At 73.7% G+C, this 15,162-nt stretch carries 10 protein-coding genes; 7 read left to right on the forward strand and 3 right to left on the reverse strand.

Going from position 1 to position 15,162, the window contains the following annotated elements:
• Nucleotides 1-32: 32 nt before the first annotated feature.
• From ACFYZS_RS39180 to ACFYZS_RS39190, 3 genes are all read right to left on the reverse strand, one after another.
• Complete coding sequence (locus tag ACFYZS_RS39180) at nt 33-1,493, reverse strand: glutamate synthase subunit beta (protein ID WP_389023995.1); 1,461 nt, start codon at nt 1,491-1,493, stop codon at nt 33-35.
• Nucleotides 1,486-6,120, reverse strand: a complete 4,635-nt coding sequence (gene gltB, locus ACFYZS_RS39185) for a glutamate synthase large subunit (protein WP_389023998.1) — start codon at nt 6,118-6,120, stop codon at nt 1,486-1,488. Before gltB ends, ACFYZS_RS39180 begins: the two co-directional genes overlap by 8 nt.
• Before the next feature lie 286 nt (nt 6,121-6,406).
• Entirely contained in the window at nt 6,407-7,138 is a 732-nt protein-coding gene (locus ACFYZS_RS39190; RefSeq protein ID WP_389024001.1) for a VIT1/CCC1 transporter family protein, read from the reverse strand.
• A gap of 280 nt (nt 7,139-7,418) precedes the next feature.
• Between ACFYZS_RS39190 and ACFYZS_RS39195 the strand changes: the two genes are divergently transcribed.
• From ACFYZS_RS39195 to ACFYZS_RS39225, 7 genes are read left to right on the forward strand one after another with little or no spacing between them, the layout of a single operon-like run.
• Nucleotides 7,419-8,405, forward strand: coding sequence for an ADP-ribosylglycohydrolase family protein (locus ACFYZS_RS39195; protein ID WP_389024004.1), 987 nt, complete (start codon nt 7,419-7,421; stop codon nt 8,403-8,405).
• Nucleotides 8,406-8,461: 56 nt separating this feature from the next.
• A complete protein-coding gene (locus ACFYZS_RS39200; RefSeq protein ID WP_389024071.1) occupies nt 8,462-9,655 on the forward strand; it encodes an ADP-ribosylglycohydrolase family protein in 1,194 nt (397 codons plus the stop codon).
• 7 nt (nt 9,656-9,662) lie between these two features.
• Complete coding sequence (locus ACFYZS_RS39205) at nt 9,663-10,808, forward strand: ADP-ribosylglycohydrolase family protein (protein WP_389024006.1); 1,146 nt, start codon at nt 9,663-9,665, stop codon at nt 10,806-10,808.
• Nucleotides 10,805-12,223, forward strand: coding sequence for an ADP-ribosylglycohydrolase family protein (locus tag ACFYZS_RS39210; protein WP_389024009.1), 1,419 nt, complete (start codon nt 10,805-10,807; stop codon nt 12,221-12,223). The genes ACFYZS_RS39205 and ACFYZS_RS39210 overlap by 4 nt, the downstream gene beginning before the upstream one ends.
• Nucleotides 12,220-13,137, forward strand: coding sequence for a ribokinase (gene rbsK, locus ACFYZS_RS39215; RefSeq protein WP_389024012.1), 918 nt, complete (start codon nt 12,220-12,222; stop codon nt 13,135-13,137). The genes ACFYZS_RS39210 and rbsK overlap by 4 nt, the downstream gene beginning before the upstream one ends.
• Nucleotides 13,134-14,330 (forward strand): CaiB/BaiF CoA transferase family protein, encoded by a 1,197-nt coding sequence (locus tag ACFYZS_RS39220; RefSeq protein WP_389024015.1) that lies wholly within the window; start codon nt 13,134-13,136, stop codon nt 14,328-14,330. The genes rbsK and ACFYZS_RS39220 overlap by 4 nt, the downstream gene beginning before the upstream one ends.
• Nucleotides 14,327-15,148 carry an HpcH/HpaI aldolase/citrate lyase family protein gene (locus ACFYZS_RS39225; RefSeq protein WP_389024018.1) on the forward strand — a complete coding sequence of 274 codons (822 nt, stop codon included), beginning with the start codon at nt 14,327-14,329 and terminating at the stop codon, nt 15,146-15,148. Before ACFYZS_RS39220 ends, ACFYZS_RS39225 begins: the two co-directional genes overlap by 4 nt.
• Nucleotides 15,149-15,162 lie beyond the last annotated feature (14 nt).

Here is a 15,162-nt window from a genome sequence, read left to right on the forward strand (position 1 = left end):
GCCGGCCTGGAGCCGGAGGGCGGGGATGGTGGTTACACCATCAGGGAGCGGTCCGTCGGCTTGACGGGGTACGGGAGGGCGCTGGTGCCCGTCAGGTAGCGGTCCACGCCTCGGGCCGCCGAGCGGCCCTCCGCGATCGCCCAGACGATCAGCGACTGGCCGCGGCCGGCGTCGCCGGCCACGAAGACGCCGTCCACGTTGGTCGCGTACGACGCGTCGCGCGCCACGTTGCCGCGTTCGTCCAGCTCCAGGCCGAACTGGGACACCAGCCCGTTGGCCTGGTCGGTGCCGGTGAAGCCCATCGCCAGGGTGACCAGCTGGGCCGGGAGGACCCGCTCGGTGCCCGGCTTCTGCTCCAGCTTGCCGTCCTTGAACTCCACCTCGACCAGGTGCAGCGACTGGACGTTGCCGTCCTCGTCGCCCTCGAAGTGGGTGGTGGAGACGGAGTAGATCCGCTCGCCGCCCTCCTCGTGCGCCGAGGTGACCTTGTAGAGCATCGGGAAGGTCGGCCACGGCTGGGCCGCGGGCCGGTCCTCCGACGGGCGCGGCATGATCTCCAGCTGCGTCACCGACAGCGCTCCCTGGCGGTGGGCCGTGCCCACGCAGTCCGCGCCCGTGTCGCCGCCGCCGATGACGACCACGTGCTTGCCCTCGGCCGTGATGGGGGGCGCCACGAAGTCGCCCTCCTGGACCTTGTTCGCGAGGGGGAGGTACTCCATCGCGAAGTGGATCCCGCGCAGCTCGCGCCCGGGGACCGGCAGGTCGCGGGAGACGGTGGCGCCCGCCGCGATGACGACCGCGTCGAACCGCTTGCGCAGCTGTACGGCGTCCAGGTCGCGGCCGATCTCCACGCCCGTACGGAACTTGGTGCCCTCCGCGCGCATCTGCTCGATGCGCCGGTTGATGTGCACCTTCTCCATCTTGAACTCGGGGATGCCGTACCGCAGCAGGCCGCCGATGCGGTCCGCGCGCTCGTACACCACCACGGTGTGCCCGGCCCGGGTCAGCTGCTGGGCCGCGGCCAGACCGGCCGGGCCCGATCCGATGACGGCGGCCGTCTTGCCCGACAGCCGCTCCGGCGGCTGCGGGGTGACGTTGCCGTTGTCCCACGCCTTGTCGATGATCGAGACTTCGACGTTCTTGATCGTGACGGCCGGCTGGTTGATGCCGAGCACGCACGCCGACTCGCAGGGAGCCGGGCACAGCCGCCCGGTGAACTCCGGGAAGTTGTTCGTGGCGTGCAGCCGCTCCGACGCCGCCGACCAGTCCTCGCGGTACGCGAAGTCGTTCCACTCCGGGATCAGGTTCCCGAGCGGGCACCCGTTGTGGCAGAACGGGATGCCGCAGTCCATGCAGCGGCCGGCCTGCTTGCTGATGATCGGGAGCAGCGAGCCCGGGACGTAGACCTCGTTCCAGTCCTTCAGCCGGTCGGCGACCGGACGGGAACAGGCGGTCTCGCGCGGGGTGGTGAGGAAGCCCTTCGGGTCAGCCATGGGTCGCCGCCTCCATCATCTTCTCCGTGGTCTCGGACTCGGAGAGTCCGGCCAGCTCAGCGGCGTCCTTGGCGGCGAGCACTGCCTTGTACGTGGTCGGGATGATCTTGCTGAAGCGGGCCGCCGCGGCGTCCCAGTCAGCCAGGAGCTTCGCGGCCACGGTCGAGCCGGTCTCCTCCTCGTGGCGGCGCACCACATCGTGCAGCCACTGCTTGTCGGTGTCGGACAGGGCGGTCTCGACCGCCCCGGTGTTGCCGACGTTGACGTTGTGCGGGTCGAGGTCGATGACGTACGCGACACCGCCCGACATGCCGGCCGCGAAGTTGCGGCCCGTCTCGCCGAGGACGACGGCCGTGCCGCCGGTCATGTACTCGCAGCCGTGGTCGCCCACGCCCTCCGAGACGACCAGGGCGCCGGAGTTGCGGACGCAGAAGCGCTCGCCGGTGCGGCCGCGCAGGAACATCTCGCCGCCGGTGGCTCCGTAGCCGATGGTGTTGCCGGCGATCGTCGAGTACTCGGCGAGGTGGTCGGCGCCGCGGTCCGGGCGGACCACGACCCGGCCGCCCGACAGGCCCTTGCCGACGTAGTCGTTGGCGTCGCCCTCCAGGCGCAGCGTCACGCCGCGCGGCAGGAAGGCGCCGAAGGACTGGCCGGCGCTGCCCGTGAAGGTCAGGTCGATGGTGTTGTCGGGCAGGCCCGCACCGCCGAACTTCTTGGTGACCTCGTGGCCGAGCATGGTGCCGACGGTCCGGTTGATGTTCCGTATGGCGACCTGCGCGCGGACCGGCTGCGCGGCCTCGGCGGTCTCGGCGTTCAGCGCGTCGGCCGCGAGCTTGATCAGCTCGTTGTCGAGGGCCTTCTCCAGACCGTGGTCCTGCTCGATCAGGGCGTGGCGGACCGCGCCCTCGGGCAGCGCCGGCACGTGGAAGAGGGGCTCCAGGTCGAGGCCCTGCGCCTTCCAGTGCGTGACGGCCTTGCTGGTGTCGAGGAGCTCGGCGTGGCCGACGGCCTCCTCGATCGTACGGAAGCCCAGCTCGGCCAGGATCTCGCGGACCTCCTCGGCGATGAACTCGAAGAAGTTCACGACGAACTCGGGCTTGCCGGAGAAGCGGTCGCGCAGGACCGGGTTCTGCGTGGCGATGCCGACCGGGCAGGTGTCCAGGTGGCAGACGCGCATCATGACGCAGCCGGAGACGACGAGCGGCGCGGTCGCGAAGCCGAACTCCTCGGCGCCGAGCAGCGCGGCGATGACCACGTCGCGGCCGGTCTTGAGCTGGCCGTCGGTCTGGACGACGATGCGGTCGCGCAACCCGTTGAGCAGCAGGGTCTGCTGGGTCTCGGCGAGGCCGAGCTCCCAGGGGCCGCCCGCGTGCTTGAGCGAGGTGAGCGGGGAGGCGCCCGTACCGCCGTCGTGGCCGGAGATGAGGACGACGTCCGCGTGGGCCTTGGAGACACCCGCGGCGACGGTGCCGACACCGACCTCGGACACCAGCTTCACGTGGATGCGGGCGGCCGGGTTGGCGTTCTTGAGGTCGTGGATCAGCTGAGCCAGGTCCTCGATGGAGTAGATGTCGTGATGCGGCGGCGGGGAGATCAGGCCGACGCCCGGGGTGGAGTGCCGGGTCTTGGCGACCCACGGGTAGACCTTGTGGCCGGGCAGCTGGCCGCCCTCGCCGGGCTTGGCGCCCTGCGCCATCTTGATCTGGATGTCGTCCGCGTTGACCAGGTACTCGCTGGTCACGCCGAAGCGGCCGGAGGCGACCTGCTTGATCGACGAGCGCCGCGCCGGGTCGTACAGGCGGTCCGGGTCCTCGCCGCCCTCACCGGTGTTGGACTTGCCGCCCAGCTGGTTCATGGCGATGGCGAGGGTCTCGTGCGCCTCGCGGGAGATGGAGCCGTACGACATGGCGCCGGTGGAGAAGCGCTTGACGATGTCGGCGACCGACTCGACCTCGTCGATGGAGATCGAGGGCCGGTCCTCGGTCTTGAAGCCGAAGAGCCCGCGGAGCGTCATGAGGCGCTCGGACTGCTCGTTCACCCGGTCCGTGTACTTCTTGAAGATGTCGTACCGGCGGTTGCGGGTGGCGTGCTGGAGGCGGAAGACCGTCTCCGGGTCGAACAGGTGCGGCTCGCCCTCGCGGCGCCACTGGTACTCGCCGCCGATCTCCAGCGCGCGGTGCGTGGCCGCGATGCCGGAGGCCGGGTACGCCTTGGCGTGGCGCGCGGCCACCTCCTTGGCGATGACGTCCAGGCCCGCGCCGCCGATCTTGGTGGCGGTGCCCTGGAAGTACGCCCCGACGAACTCCTCGTTCAGGCCGACGGCCTCGAAGACCTGGGCGCCGCGGTAGGAGGCGACGGTGGAGATGCCCATCTTGGACATGACCTTCAGGACGCCCTTGCCGAGCGCGTAGATCAGGTTCTTGATGGCCTGCTCCGGCTCCAGGCCGGACAGGAACGTACCGGCGCGCAGCAGGTCCTCGACGGACTCCATGGCGAGGTACGGGTTCACGGCGGCGGCGCCGTAGCCGATGAGCAGCGCGACGTGGTGGACCTCGCGGACGTCGCCGGCCTCGACCAGCAGGCCCACCTGGGTGCGCTGCTTGGTGGCGATGAGGTGGTGGTGCACGGCGGAGGTGAGCAGCAGCGAGGGGATCGGCGCGTGCTCGGCGTCCGAGTGGCGGTCCGAGAGGACGATGAGGTGGGCGCCGTTGGCGATGGCCGCGTCGACCTCGCCGCGGATCTCCTCCAGGCGGGCGGCCAGGGCCTCGCCGCCGCCGGAGACCCGGTAGAGGCCCGAGAGGGTGGCGGCCTTCATGCCCGGCATGTCGCCGTCGGCGTTGACGTGGATGAGCTTGGCCAGCTCGTCGTTGTCGATCACCGGGAAGGGCAGGGTGACGCTGCGGCAGGACGCGGCGGTCGGGTCCAGCAGGTTGCCCTGCGGGCCCAGCGAGGACAGCAGCGAGGTGACGAGCTCCTCGCGGATGGCGTCCAGCGGCGGGTTGGTGACCTGCGCGAAGAGCTGCGTGAAGTAGTCGAAGAGCAGCCGGGGGCGCTCGGACAGGGCCGCGATCGGGGAGTCCGTGCCCATGGAGCCGAGCGGTTCGCCGCCGGTGCGGGCCATCGGCGCGAGGATGACGCGCAGCTCTTCCTCGGTGTAGCCGAAGGTCTGCTGGCGGCGGGTGACCGAGGCGTGGGTGTGGACGATGTGCTCGCGCTCGGGCAGGTCCGTCAGCTCGATCTCGCCGGACTCCAGCCAGTCCGCGTAGGGCGCGGCGGCGGCCAGACCGGCCTTGATCTCGTCGTCCTCGATGATCCGCTTCTGGGCGGTGTCGACGAGGAACATCTTGCCGGGCTGGAGGCGGCCCTTGCGGACGACCTTGGCCGGGTCGATGTCGAGGACGCCGACCTCGGAGGAGAGGACGACGAGGCCGTCGTCGGTGACCCAGTAGCGGCCGGGGCGCAGACCGTTGCGGTCGAGGACCGCGCCGACCTGGGTGCCGTCGGTGAAGGTGACGCAGGCCGGGCCGTCCCAGGGCTCCATCAGCGTGGAGTGGTACTGGTAGAACGCGCGGCGGGCCGGGTCCATGGAGGTGTGGTTCTCCCACGCCTCCGGGATCATCATCAGCACCGCGTGGGGCAGCGAGCGGCCGCCGAGGTGCAGGAGCTCCAGGACCTCGTCGAAGGAGGCCGAGTCGGAGGCGTCCGGGGTGCAGATCGGGAAGATCCGCTCCAGGGCTCCGTCGCCGAAGACGTCGGAGGCCAGCTGGGACTCGCGGGCCTTCATCCAGTTGCGGTTGCCCTTGACCGTGTTGATCTCGCCGTTGTGCGCGACGAAGCGGTACGGGTGGGCCAGCGGCCAGGACGGGAAGGTGTTGGTCGAGAACCGCGAGTGGACCAGGGCCAGCGTCGAGGCGAAGCGGCGGTCGGACAGGTCCGGGAAGAAGGGCTCCAGCTGGCCGGTGGTCAGCATGCCCTTGTAGACGATGGTGCGCGCGGAGAGCGACGGGAAGTACACGCCGGCCTCGCGCTCGGCGCGCTTGCGCAGCACGAACGCCTTGCGGTCGAGCGCGATGCCCGTGCTCTCGCCTCCCCCGGAGCCTTCGGCCTGGGAGGTGCCCCCGGCGACGAAGATCTGGGAGAAGGCCGGCATGGTGGCGCGGGCGCCGTTGCCGAGCAGGTCGGGGGTGACCGGGACCTCGCGCCAGCCGAGGACCGTCAGGTTCTCCTCGGCGGCGATGGCCTCGATCCGCTCCACGGCGACGGCCTGTGCGGTGCCGTCGGCGGGGAGGAAGGCGATGCCGACGGCGTACGCGCCGGCCTCGGGGAGCTCGAATCCGGCCACCTCGCGCAGGAACGCGTCGGGGACCTGGGAGAGGATTCCGGCGCCGTCGCCCGAGTCGGGCTCGGATCCGGTGGCGCCTCGGTGCTCGAGGTTCCGCAATACGGTCAGCGCCTGCTCGACCAGCGTGTGGCTGGCCTCGCCGCTGAGGTTGGCCACAAAGCCGACGCCGCAGGCGTCGCGCTCGTTGCGCGGGTCGTACATGCCCTGGGGGGCGGGGCGACCGTCCATGGGCGACCAGGCGTTGGTGCTGAGGCCGGTCGCGGAGTGCGTGGATGCGGAACGCATCGGCTCTCCCGTCGTCGTAGCGGCATATGTGTCATAGCCGAGGGACGACGTTGGCCCTCTGCGAAATTTCGTGCAGGTTACATGATGACTGCAATCCCGAGAAGCGGATATGTCGTTTCACCATGCGGACACCGCACGAAGCAGAAAGTGAAGACTTCGCCGCGGGGCGGGCATCGTTGCCCGGCGCGCGGCGCCCTGGTCTGATGCCCGGCGGATACGGGATCGAAACCGCCGAGTAACGGACTACTTATGCCACGGGCTGCATAGTGTCTCACTGCTTGCGCGGTCAGCCTACGGCTCCGCCGATCCAGGTTCCCAGGACGTACGTCACACCCGCGGCCGCGCCGCCCAGCAGCAGCTGCCGCAGGCCGCTGTACCACCAGCTCCGCGCGGTGACCCGGGAGACGACCGCGCCGCAGGCGAAGAGCCCGGCCAGCGCGAGCAGCACCGCCGGCCACAGGGAAGTGGCGCCGAGCAGGTACGGCAGCACGGGAAGCAGCGCGCCCAGTGCGAAGGAGCCGAAGGAGGAGACCGCGGCGACCATCGGCGACGGCAGGTCGTCGGGGTCGATCCCGAGCTCCTCGCGGGCGTGGATCTCCAGCGCCTGCTCGGGGTCCCGGGACAGCTGCATGGCGACCTCGCGGGCGAGCGAGGGCTCGACCCCGCGCGAGACGTACAGCTCGGCCAGCTCCTCCATCTCGTCGACGGGGTGCTTTCGCAACTGCGCCCGCTCTATGTCAAGTTCGGCGAGGACCAGCTCGCGCTGCGAGGCGACGGAGGTGTACTCGCCGGCCGCCATCGAGAAGGCTCCGGCCGCGAGGCCCGCCAGCCCGGTGATCACGATGGTCTGCGGGGCGACGGCGCCGCCGGCCACGCCGGTCATCAGCGCGAGGTTGGAGACGAGCCCGTCCATCGCGCCGAAAACGGCCGGTCGCAGCCATCCGCCGTTGACGTCGCGGTGGGTGTGGTTGTCGCGGTGCGCGGTGTGCAGCGGTGCTTCGATGTCGATGAGGGACATGACGGATTCCTCCCCTTTTGTACGAGCGGGTACGCGGAACCACGCCATGCGCGACACGCAGGCACCCACTCCCCCGGAACACCTCGAAACTACGCACGATTTCCTTCGTCCGCCAGCAAGGAAGGCCGTACTTACCTGGGGTTTCACGGGTCGGCGACCGGGTGACGGGGGCGTGGGCGGGGTGTTTCGCGGCAAGCGACAAACCACATGCCATGGCACAAATCCCCCAAGGGCTCATGATGAGCCCCATCCACAGTGGGAGAGGCGCGCCATGGAGCCGATGAAGCTGATTGCATGCAATCCGCAGGTCCTCCTCGAACGGGCCAGGGGCGCTCTTCTGGGCCTCGCCACGGGCGACGCGCTCGGCGCCCCCGCGGAGAACATGAAGCCGTCCGAGATCCGGGCGAAATGGGGCCGCATCGAGGGCTTCGTCTCGGAGGACCCGGCGGGCACCGACGACACCGAGTACGCGATCTTCTCGGGGCTGCTGCTGGCCCGCCACGGGTCGGCGCTGACCGTCTCCCACGTCGAGCGGGCCTGGCACCACTGGATCGCCGACCTCGACGAGGGGCCCTTCCGCGGGGCGGGCTTCAGCGAGCGCGGCACGCTGGAGAACCTCCGCCGGGGCCTCGCCGCCCCCATCTCCGCCCAGCACCGGCACGCCTGGTCGGACGGACTGGCGATGCGGGCTGCCCCCTTCGGCGTCTTCGCGGCCGGCCGCCCCGCGGAAGCGGCGCGGCTCGTCGCCATCGACGGCTCGGTCAGCCACGACGGGGAGGGCATCTACGGCGGCCAGGCGGTCGCGGCCGGTGTCGCGGCGGCCATGGCGGGCGGCTCGCCCGCCTCCGTCATCTCGGCGGCCCTGTCCGTGATCCCGTCCGACTCCTGGACGGCCCGCTCCCTGCGCCGGGCGGTGACGGCGGCCCCGCGCGGCGAACGGGCCGTGCGTTCCGCGGTGGTGATCGGCGGCTACCCCTGGACCGACCTGGCCCCGGAGGCGGTCGGCCTGGCCTTCGGCGCCTTCGCCGCCTGCGGCGGGGACTTCGTCTCCTCGGTCCTGACGGCGGTCAACATGGGCCGGGACGCGGACACCACGGCGGCGGTGGCGGGCGCCCTCTCCGGCGCCCTGTCGGGCGTCGCCGCGATCCCCGAGGACTGGGCCAAGGCCATCGGCCCGGTCCGCGGCAGCTGCCTGCCGTCGATGCGCGGCTACCACGTCCTGGACATCGCGGACCTCCTCACCCCGGAATCCGAGACCGCCCGGTGACGCCCCCCGCCGTCCCCCCGAACCCGCCGGCGGTCGAGGCCCCGCCGGGCGCGGAGGTGCGCACCGCCCCCGCGCAGGACGCGCCGGTCCGCGGCCCCCTCCTCCGTGCGGGGGCCGCGCAGCCCCCCGCCGAACCGCGGCGGATCGAGGGACTGCTGCTCGGGCTCGCCGCGGGAGACGCCGCCGGGTGGCCCGCCGCCCGGCACCGCGCCAGCCGCATGCCCGAGTGGACCCGCCGCCTCACCCGCGAGCTCGACACCTTCGCCGAGCAGAACCAGACCACCACCCTCCCCGTGCCCATCGCCCTCAACCAGCCCCCGGAACCCCTGCGCCTCGGTCCCTCCGACGACGCGGAATGGGCCGCCTTCGCCGCCGAATCCGTCCTCACCGCGGCCGGCGTACTGCTCAGCGACCTCAGCCGGTCCCGCCGCATGCGGGCCGCCATCGACCTCGCCTGGAACGCCCTGGCCAGCGAGATCGCCGCGGCCGCGGAGCGCGCCCCCGAGGTGGAGTCCGCCGTCCTGCCCCTGCGCGCCCGCATCTCCGTACGGGCCGGCCTCGGCAACCTCGCCGCCGGTCTGCGCCCGCCCGCCACCGGCCACGACAACCCGCACTACTTCGACGACGCCGCGTGCGTGCGCGCCTGCGTGCTCGCCGTCGTCCACCCCGGCGATCCGGCCGCCGCCGCGGACCTCGCCGAGTTCGACGCCCGCTACACCCAGGACGGCGACGGGGTCCACGGCGCCCGCGCCATGGCCGCCGCCATCGCGGCCGCCCTGGGCGGCGCCGACCCCGACACCGCCGTCGACGCCGCCCTCGGCCGGCTCCCCGAGGCCACCGAGATCGGCCGCAACGCCCGCCACGCCGTCAAGCTCGCCCGCGTCCACAGCGAGGGCGGGGCCTTCGCCATCGTCCCCACCCTCGAACACGAGATCGTGGACCACGTCTACAGCTACGGCATCGCCGCCGCCGAAACCGTCCCCATCGCCCTCGCCCTCACCTGCGCCGCCCGCGGCCGGGCCGCCGAGGCCGTACCGGCCGCCGCCTGCCTGTCCCGCGTCGCGGACTCCGCCCCCGCCCTCGCCGGCGCGCTCACCGGCGCCCTCGGCGGCGGCGACTCGATCCCCACCGCCTGGCGCGAGGCCTGCCGCACCCTCTCCGGCTGCACCCTCCCCCGCCTCGCCGGCACCGATCTCGTCGAACTCGCCGCGCTGCTCGCTCGTACGGAACTCACCTCACCCAAGGGATGATTCGGACATGACGCTCACTCTCGAAGACCGGGCGGCCGGCTGCCTCGTCGGGGCCGCCGTAGGCGACGCGCTCGGCGGCCCGGTGGAGGGCTGGTCCCCGGACCAGATCGTGGAACGGCACGGCGGCCGCGTGCACGGCATCGTCGGCCCCTGGCACGAGGACTGGCGTACGGCCCGCCCCATCGCGCCGTACCACAAGGGCGACGGCCACGTCACCGACGACACCCTCATGACGCACGCGCTGGTACGGGTCTACGAGGCCGTACGGGACCACCTGGACGCGTACGCGGTCGCCGAGCACCTGGTCCCGGACCTGATGACGAACCCGCGCTGGATCCCCGAACTGGAGTCGGAGGCGCTGCCCTTGCAGCGGATCTTCCTCGCGGAGAAGTGGATCGTCAGCCGCCTGCACTACGGGCACGTCGACCCGCGCGAGGCCGGCAGCGGCAACATCGTCAACTGCGGGGCGGCGATGTACATGGCCCCGGTCGGCATCGTCAACGCGGGCAATCCGGCGGGGGCGTACGCGGAGGCCCTGGACGTCGCCGGGGCGCACCAGTCCTCGTACGGGCGGGAGGCGGCGGGCGTCTTCGCCGCCGCGGTGGCGGCGGCCTGCGTGCCGGGGGCGACGGCGTCCTCGGTGGTGGACGCGGCCCTCGCGCTGGCCAAGGACGGCACGCGGGACGCGATCGCGGCGGTGTGCGAAGCGGCCTCGCGCCACCGGGACTTCGAATCGGCCCTGGCCCCGCTCCGCGCGGCGGTGGCCCCGTACGACTCGGTCGGCCCGGACTACCGCTCCCCCTCCCTCGGCGCGCGCCGGCCCTCCCGCCTCCACGCGATCGAGGAGCTGCCGATCGCGCTCGGCATGCTGGTCGTCGCCGACGGGGGTTACGAGGGCGCGGTGCTCGGCGCCGTCAACTACGGCCGGGACTGCGACTCCATCGCCACGATGGCGGGGGCGGTCGCCGGAGCCCTGGCGGGCGTCTCGGCGGTCCCGCCGGCCTGGGCCAAGGAGGTGGCCGAGGCCAGCCGCCTCGACCTGCACGCCCCGGCGAGGGCACTGGCGGTGGTGGCCCGCGAGGTCTTCGCGCAGGACCGGGCCCGCCGCCGGGCCCACGAAGCGGCCTTCCTCGCCCTCGCGGACCCCCGATGACCTCCTGCGACCGCGCGACCGCGCCGGCCGCGGCCGTACGGCTCACCTGGGTCCAGCCGGAGGACCTGGTCGGGCACGAGCTGCGCCAGGCCGCCGAGGACGGCCGGGACGCGCGGCCGCTGCTCCGCCTCTGGCGCGCGGCGGGCGGGCCCGCGGCACCCGACCGGGCCGGCGCCTCCCCCGTCCCCGCCCCGCCGGAGCTGCGCGCGCTGGCCCGCCGCCTGCTGGACGAGCTCGCGGCCCTCCCGTCCCCCCTGTCCCCGGACGAACCCGCCCTGTGGCCCGACATCCGGGCGACCTGGCCCGGGCCCGCCACCGGGCCGGACCGCCCGGCGCCGGACCGTGCGACGCGGCCCCGGCCGGCCGCGCTGGAGAGCCGGCTGGAAGCCGCCTGGACGGGCCGGGCCGTCGGCTGTCTGCTCGGCAAGCCCGTCGAGAAGCTGCCGCTGCACGCGATCCGGGCGCTGGGCCGGGCCGCCGGGAACTGGCCGCCGGACGACTGGTTCACCGCACGCGGCGTACCCGCGGATCTCCTGGCCGCCCATCCGTGGAACCGGCGTTCCGCCGCGACCTCCCTCGCTGAGAACATCGACGGCATGCCCGAGGACGACGACCTGAACCACCCCCTCCTCGGGCTGCGGCTGCTCCAGCGCCACGGCAGGCGCTTCACCACCGCCGACCTCGGCCGGCTCTGGCTCGACGAACTGCCCGCGGGCCGCACCTTCACCGCCGAGCGCCTCGCCTACCGCAACCTCCTCCAGGGGCTGGAACCCCCGGCCACCGCCACCCACCACAACCCCTTCCGCGAGTGGATCGGCGCCCTCATCCGGGCCGACGTCCACGGCTGGACCAATCCCGGCGACCCGGCCGCCGCCGCGGCCCAGGCGTACCGCGACGCCGCCCTGACCCACACCGGCAACGGCCTCTACGCCGCCCTCTTCGCCGCGGCCGCCATCGCCGAGGCCGCCGGCGGCCGGGCCGACGTCCACACCGCGCTCCGGGCCGGGCTGTCCGTCGTCCCGCCCCTCTCGCGCCTCGCCGGGGCCGTCCGCCGCGCCATCGACTCGGCCCGGCGGCACGCCGATTTCGACCGCGTCGTCGACGACCTGCACGAGCGGTACGGCCACTACCACTGGGTCCACGCCGTCCCCAACACCGCCCTGATCGCCGCCGCCCTCACCCACGCCGACGGGGACTTCACCGGCTCCGTCTGCCGTGCGGTGTCCGGCGGCTGGGACACCGACTCGAACGGCGCCACCGCCGGCTCCCTCGCCGCGCTCGTCGACCCCGGCGGCGTACCGCACCGCTGGTCCGCCCCGCTCAAGAACCGCCTCGCCACCACCGTCCCCGGCTTCGACGGCATCGGCTTCGACACCCTCGCCCAGCTCACCGCACAGGAGGCAGCCCGCCCATGACGGCCATCGCCGTGCTCGGCAGTACCAACATGGACCTCGTCGCCTACGTCCCCAAGGCACCCCGGCTCGGGGAGACCGTCACCGGCCGCGCGTTTCGCACCGTCCCCGGCGGCAAGGGCGCCAACCAGGCCGTCGCCGCCGCCCGCAGCGGCGGGGAGGTGGTGATGATCGGGGCGGTCGGCGCCGACGAGTTCGGCGTACGGCTGCGCTCCGCGCTCAGCGCGGCCGGGGTCGAGACGGCGGCCCTGCGCACCGTCGAGGGCGCCAGCGGCACCGCGCACATCACCGTGGACGACGAGGGCGGCAACAGCATCATCGTCATCCCCGGCGCCAACGGCGGCGTGACCGGCCTGGAGGCGGGCGACGCGGCGCGGATCGGCGCCGCCGACCTCCTGCTGCTCCAGCTGGAACTGCCCATGGAGGCCGTCCTCGCGGGCGCCTCGGCCGCCCGCGCGCAGGGGGTGCGCACGGTCCTCACCCCGGCCCCCGCCCGCATGCTGCCGCACGAACTGCTGGGGCTGGTGGACCTCCTGGTGCCCAACGAGCACGAGGCGGCGGCGCTGACCGGCTTCACCGACCCCCTGGGGGCCGCCGAGGCGCTGCTGCGCGAGGTACCGGAGGTGGTGGTCACCCTCGGCGCGGCCGGAGCCCTGTACGCGGCCCGCGGGCAGGAGCCGCTGACCGTGCCCGCGCCCCGGGTCCGGGCCGTGGACACCACCGCGGCCGGGGACACCTTCGTCGGCGCGCTGGCGGTGGCCCTCGGGGAGGGCCGCTCCATGCCGCAGGCGCTGCACTGGGCCTCGGCGGCCGCCGCGCTCTCCGTCCAGCGCCCGGGGGCCCAGGACTCGATGCCGGCCCGCGCCGAGACGGACGCCTTCGCCGCGGCCGAACCCGCCCCCGGAGCCGGCGCGTGAACCCCGGCGCCGGGCCCCTCGACGGAGTGCGCGTACTGGACCTCGCCACCCTCTTCGCCGGGCCCCTCGCCGCCACCCTGCTCGGCGACTTCGGCGCCGACGTGGTCAAAGTCGAGCACCCGGTGCGCCCCGACCCCTCGCGCGGCCACGGCCCCGCCAAGGACGGCATCGGCCTGTGGTGGAAGCTGCTCGGCCGGAACAAGCGGACGATGACCCTCGACCTGTCCACGCCCGGCGGGCGCGACACCCTGCTGCGGCTGGCCGCCACCGCCGACGTGGTCGTCGAGAACTTCCGCCCGGGCACCCTGGAGAAGTGGGGCCTGGGCTGGCCCGAGTTGTCCGCCGCCAACCCGCGGCTGGTCCTGGCCCGCGTCACGGCCTTCGGCCAGCGGGGTCCGTACGCCCGCCGCCCCGGTTTCGGCACCCTCGCGGAGGCGATGAGCGGCTTCGCCGCGATCACCGGTGAGCCGGACGGCCCGCCGACCCTGCCGCCCTTCGGCCTCGCCGACTCGATCGCCGCTCTGACCACCGCGTACGCCGTGATGACCGCGCTCGCCGGGCGCGAGCGGACCGGCCGCGGACAGGTGGTGGACCTGGCCATCATCGAGCCGATCCTCACCGTGCTGGGCCCGCACCCGCTCTGGTACGACCAGCTCGGCTACGTCCAGCCGCGCACCGGCAACCGCTCCACCAACAACGCACCGCGGGGCACCTACCGCAGCGCCGACGGCCGCTGGCTGGCGGTCTCCACCTCCGCCCAGTCCATCGCGGAGCGCGTCATGCGGCTCGTCGGCCGACCCGAGCTGATCACCGAGCCCTGGTTCGCGAACGGCTCCGGCCGGGCGGCCCACGCGCCCGTCCTCGACGAGGCGGTCGGCGGCTGGATCGGCCGCCACAAGGCCGACGACGTGGTCGCGGCCTTCGAGGAGGCCGAGGCCGCCGTGGCCCTGGTCTACGACGTACGGGACGTCATGGCCGATCCGCAGTTCGCGGCCCTGGACACCGTCACCGAGGTCGAGGATCCCGAACTCGGCCCGCTCCGGATGCAGAACGTCCTGTTCCGGCTGTCCGAGACCCCCGGCGGGATCCGCTGGGCGGGCCGCCCGCACGGCGCGGACACCGACGCCGTGCTCACCGAACTCGGCCTGTCCGAGACCGAGATCAGCGCACTCCGGCTGGAGGGGGCCCTGTGATCCTGACCTGGCTCTACGTACCCGGCGACCGCCCGGAGGTGGTCGACAAGGCCCTGAGCTCGGGGGCCGACGCCGTCATCGTCGACCTGGAGGACGCGGTGTCGGCCTCCCGCAAGGAGTACGCCCGCGCCGCCACCGCGGAGCGGCTGGCCGAGCGGCCCCCGGTCCCGGTGTTCGTCCGCGTCAACGCCCTGGACTCCCCCTGGGCCGGCGCGGACCTCACCGCCCTGACCGGGCTGCACGGCCTGGCGGGGCTGCGGCTGCCGAAGATCACGGCCCCGGAGCAGATCGCCGCGGTCGCCGACCGTACCGGCGGGGTGGCCCTCCACGCCATGCTGGAGTCGGCGCTGGGCGTGGAGCGCGCGTACGAGATCGCCCGCGCGCATCCCGCCCTGCGCGGGCTCTCCCTGGGCGAGGCCGATCTCGGGGCGGATCTGGGCATCAGCTCCGAGGCGGGGCTGGACTGGCCGCGCTCGCGGGTGGTGGTCGCCGCCCGGGCGGCGGGGCTGGCCCCGCCGGCCCAGTCGGTGTTCCCCGACATCCGGGACCTGGAGGCGCTGGCCGTCTCCTGTGCGCGCGGCCGGGCCCTGGGGTTCCTGGGCCGGGCGGCGATCCACCCGCGCCAGCTGCCGGTGATCGAGCGGGCCTGCCTGCCCGGGCCGGCGGAGGTCACCGCCGCCGAGGAGATCGTCGCGGCCGCCCGCCGCACCCCGGGGGCGGTGGCCCTGCCGGACGGCCGCTTCGTGGACCCGGCGGTGCTGGCGGGCGCGGAACGGGTCGTCGCCCTGGCCCGCCGGGAATCGCCCGTCCTGTCCTGAGGCCCCGGAGACGA

The sequence above is a fragment of the Streptomyces sp. NPDC001903 genome (assembly GCF_042891345.1).
Lineage (GTDB): Bacteria > Actinomycetota > Actinomycetes > Streptomycetales > Streptomycetaceae > Streptomyces.

Coding starts and splice junctions, on each gene's coding strand:
- ACFYZS_RS39190 (WP_389024001.1), bottom strand. CDS start 7,138: ATGTCCCTCATCGACATCGAAGCACCGCTGCACACCGCGCACCGCGAC.
- ACFYZS_RS39195 (WP_389024004.1), top strand. CDS start 7,419: ATGAAGCTGATTGCATGCAATCCGCAGGTCCTCCTCGAACGGGCCAGG.
- ACFYZS_RS39205 (WP_389024006.1), top strand. CDS start 9,663: ATGACGCTCACTCTCGAAGACCGGGCGGCCGGCTGCCTCGTCGGGGCC.
- ACFYZS_RS39180 (WP_389023995.1), bottom strand. CDS start 1,493: ATGGCTGACCCGAAGGGCTTCCTCACCACCCCGCGCGAGACCGCCTGT.
- ACFYZS_RS39210 (WP_389024009.1), top strand. CDS start 10,805: ATGACCTCCTGCGACCGCGCGACCGCGCCGGCCGCGGCCGTACGGCTC.
- gltB (WP_389023998.1), bottom strand. CDS start 6,120: ATGCGTTCCGCATCCACGCACTCCGCGACCGGCCTCAGCACCAACGCC.
- rbsK (WP_389024012.1), top strand. CDS start 12,220: ATGACGGCCATCGCCGTGCTCGGCAGTACCAACATGGACCTCGTCGCC.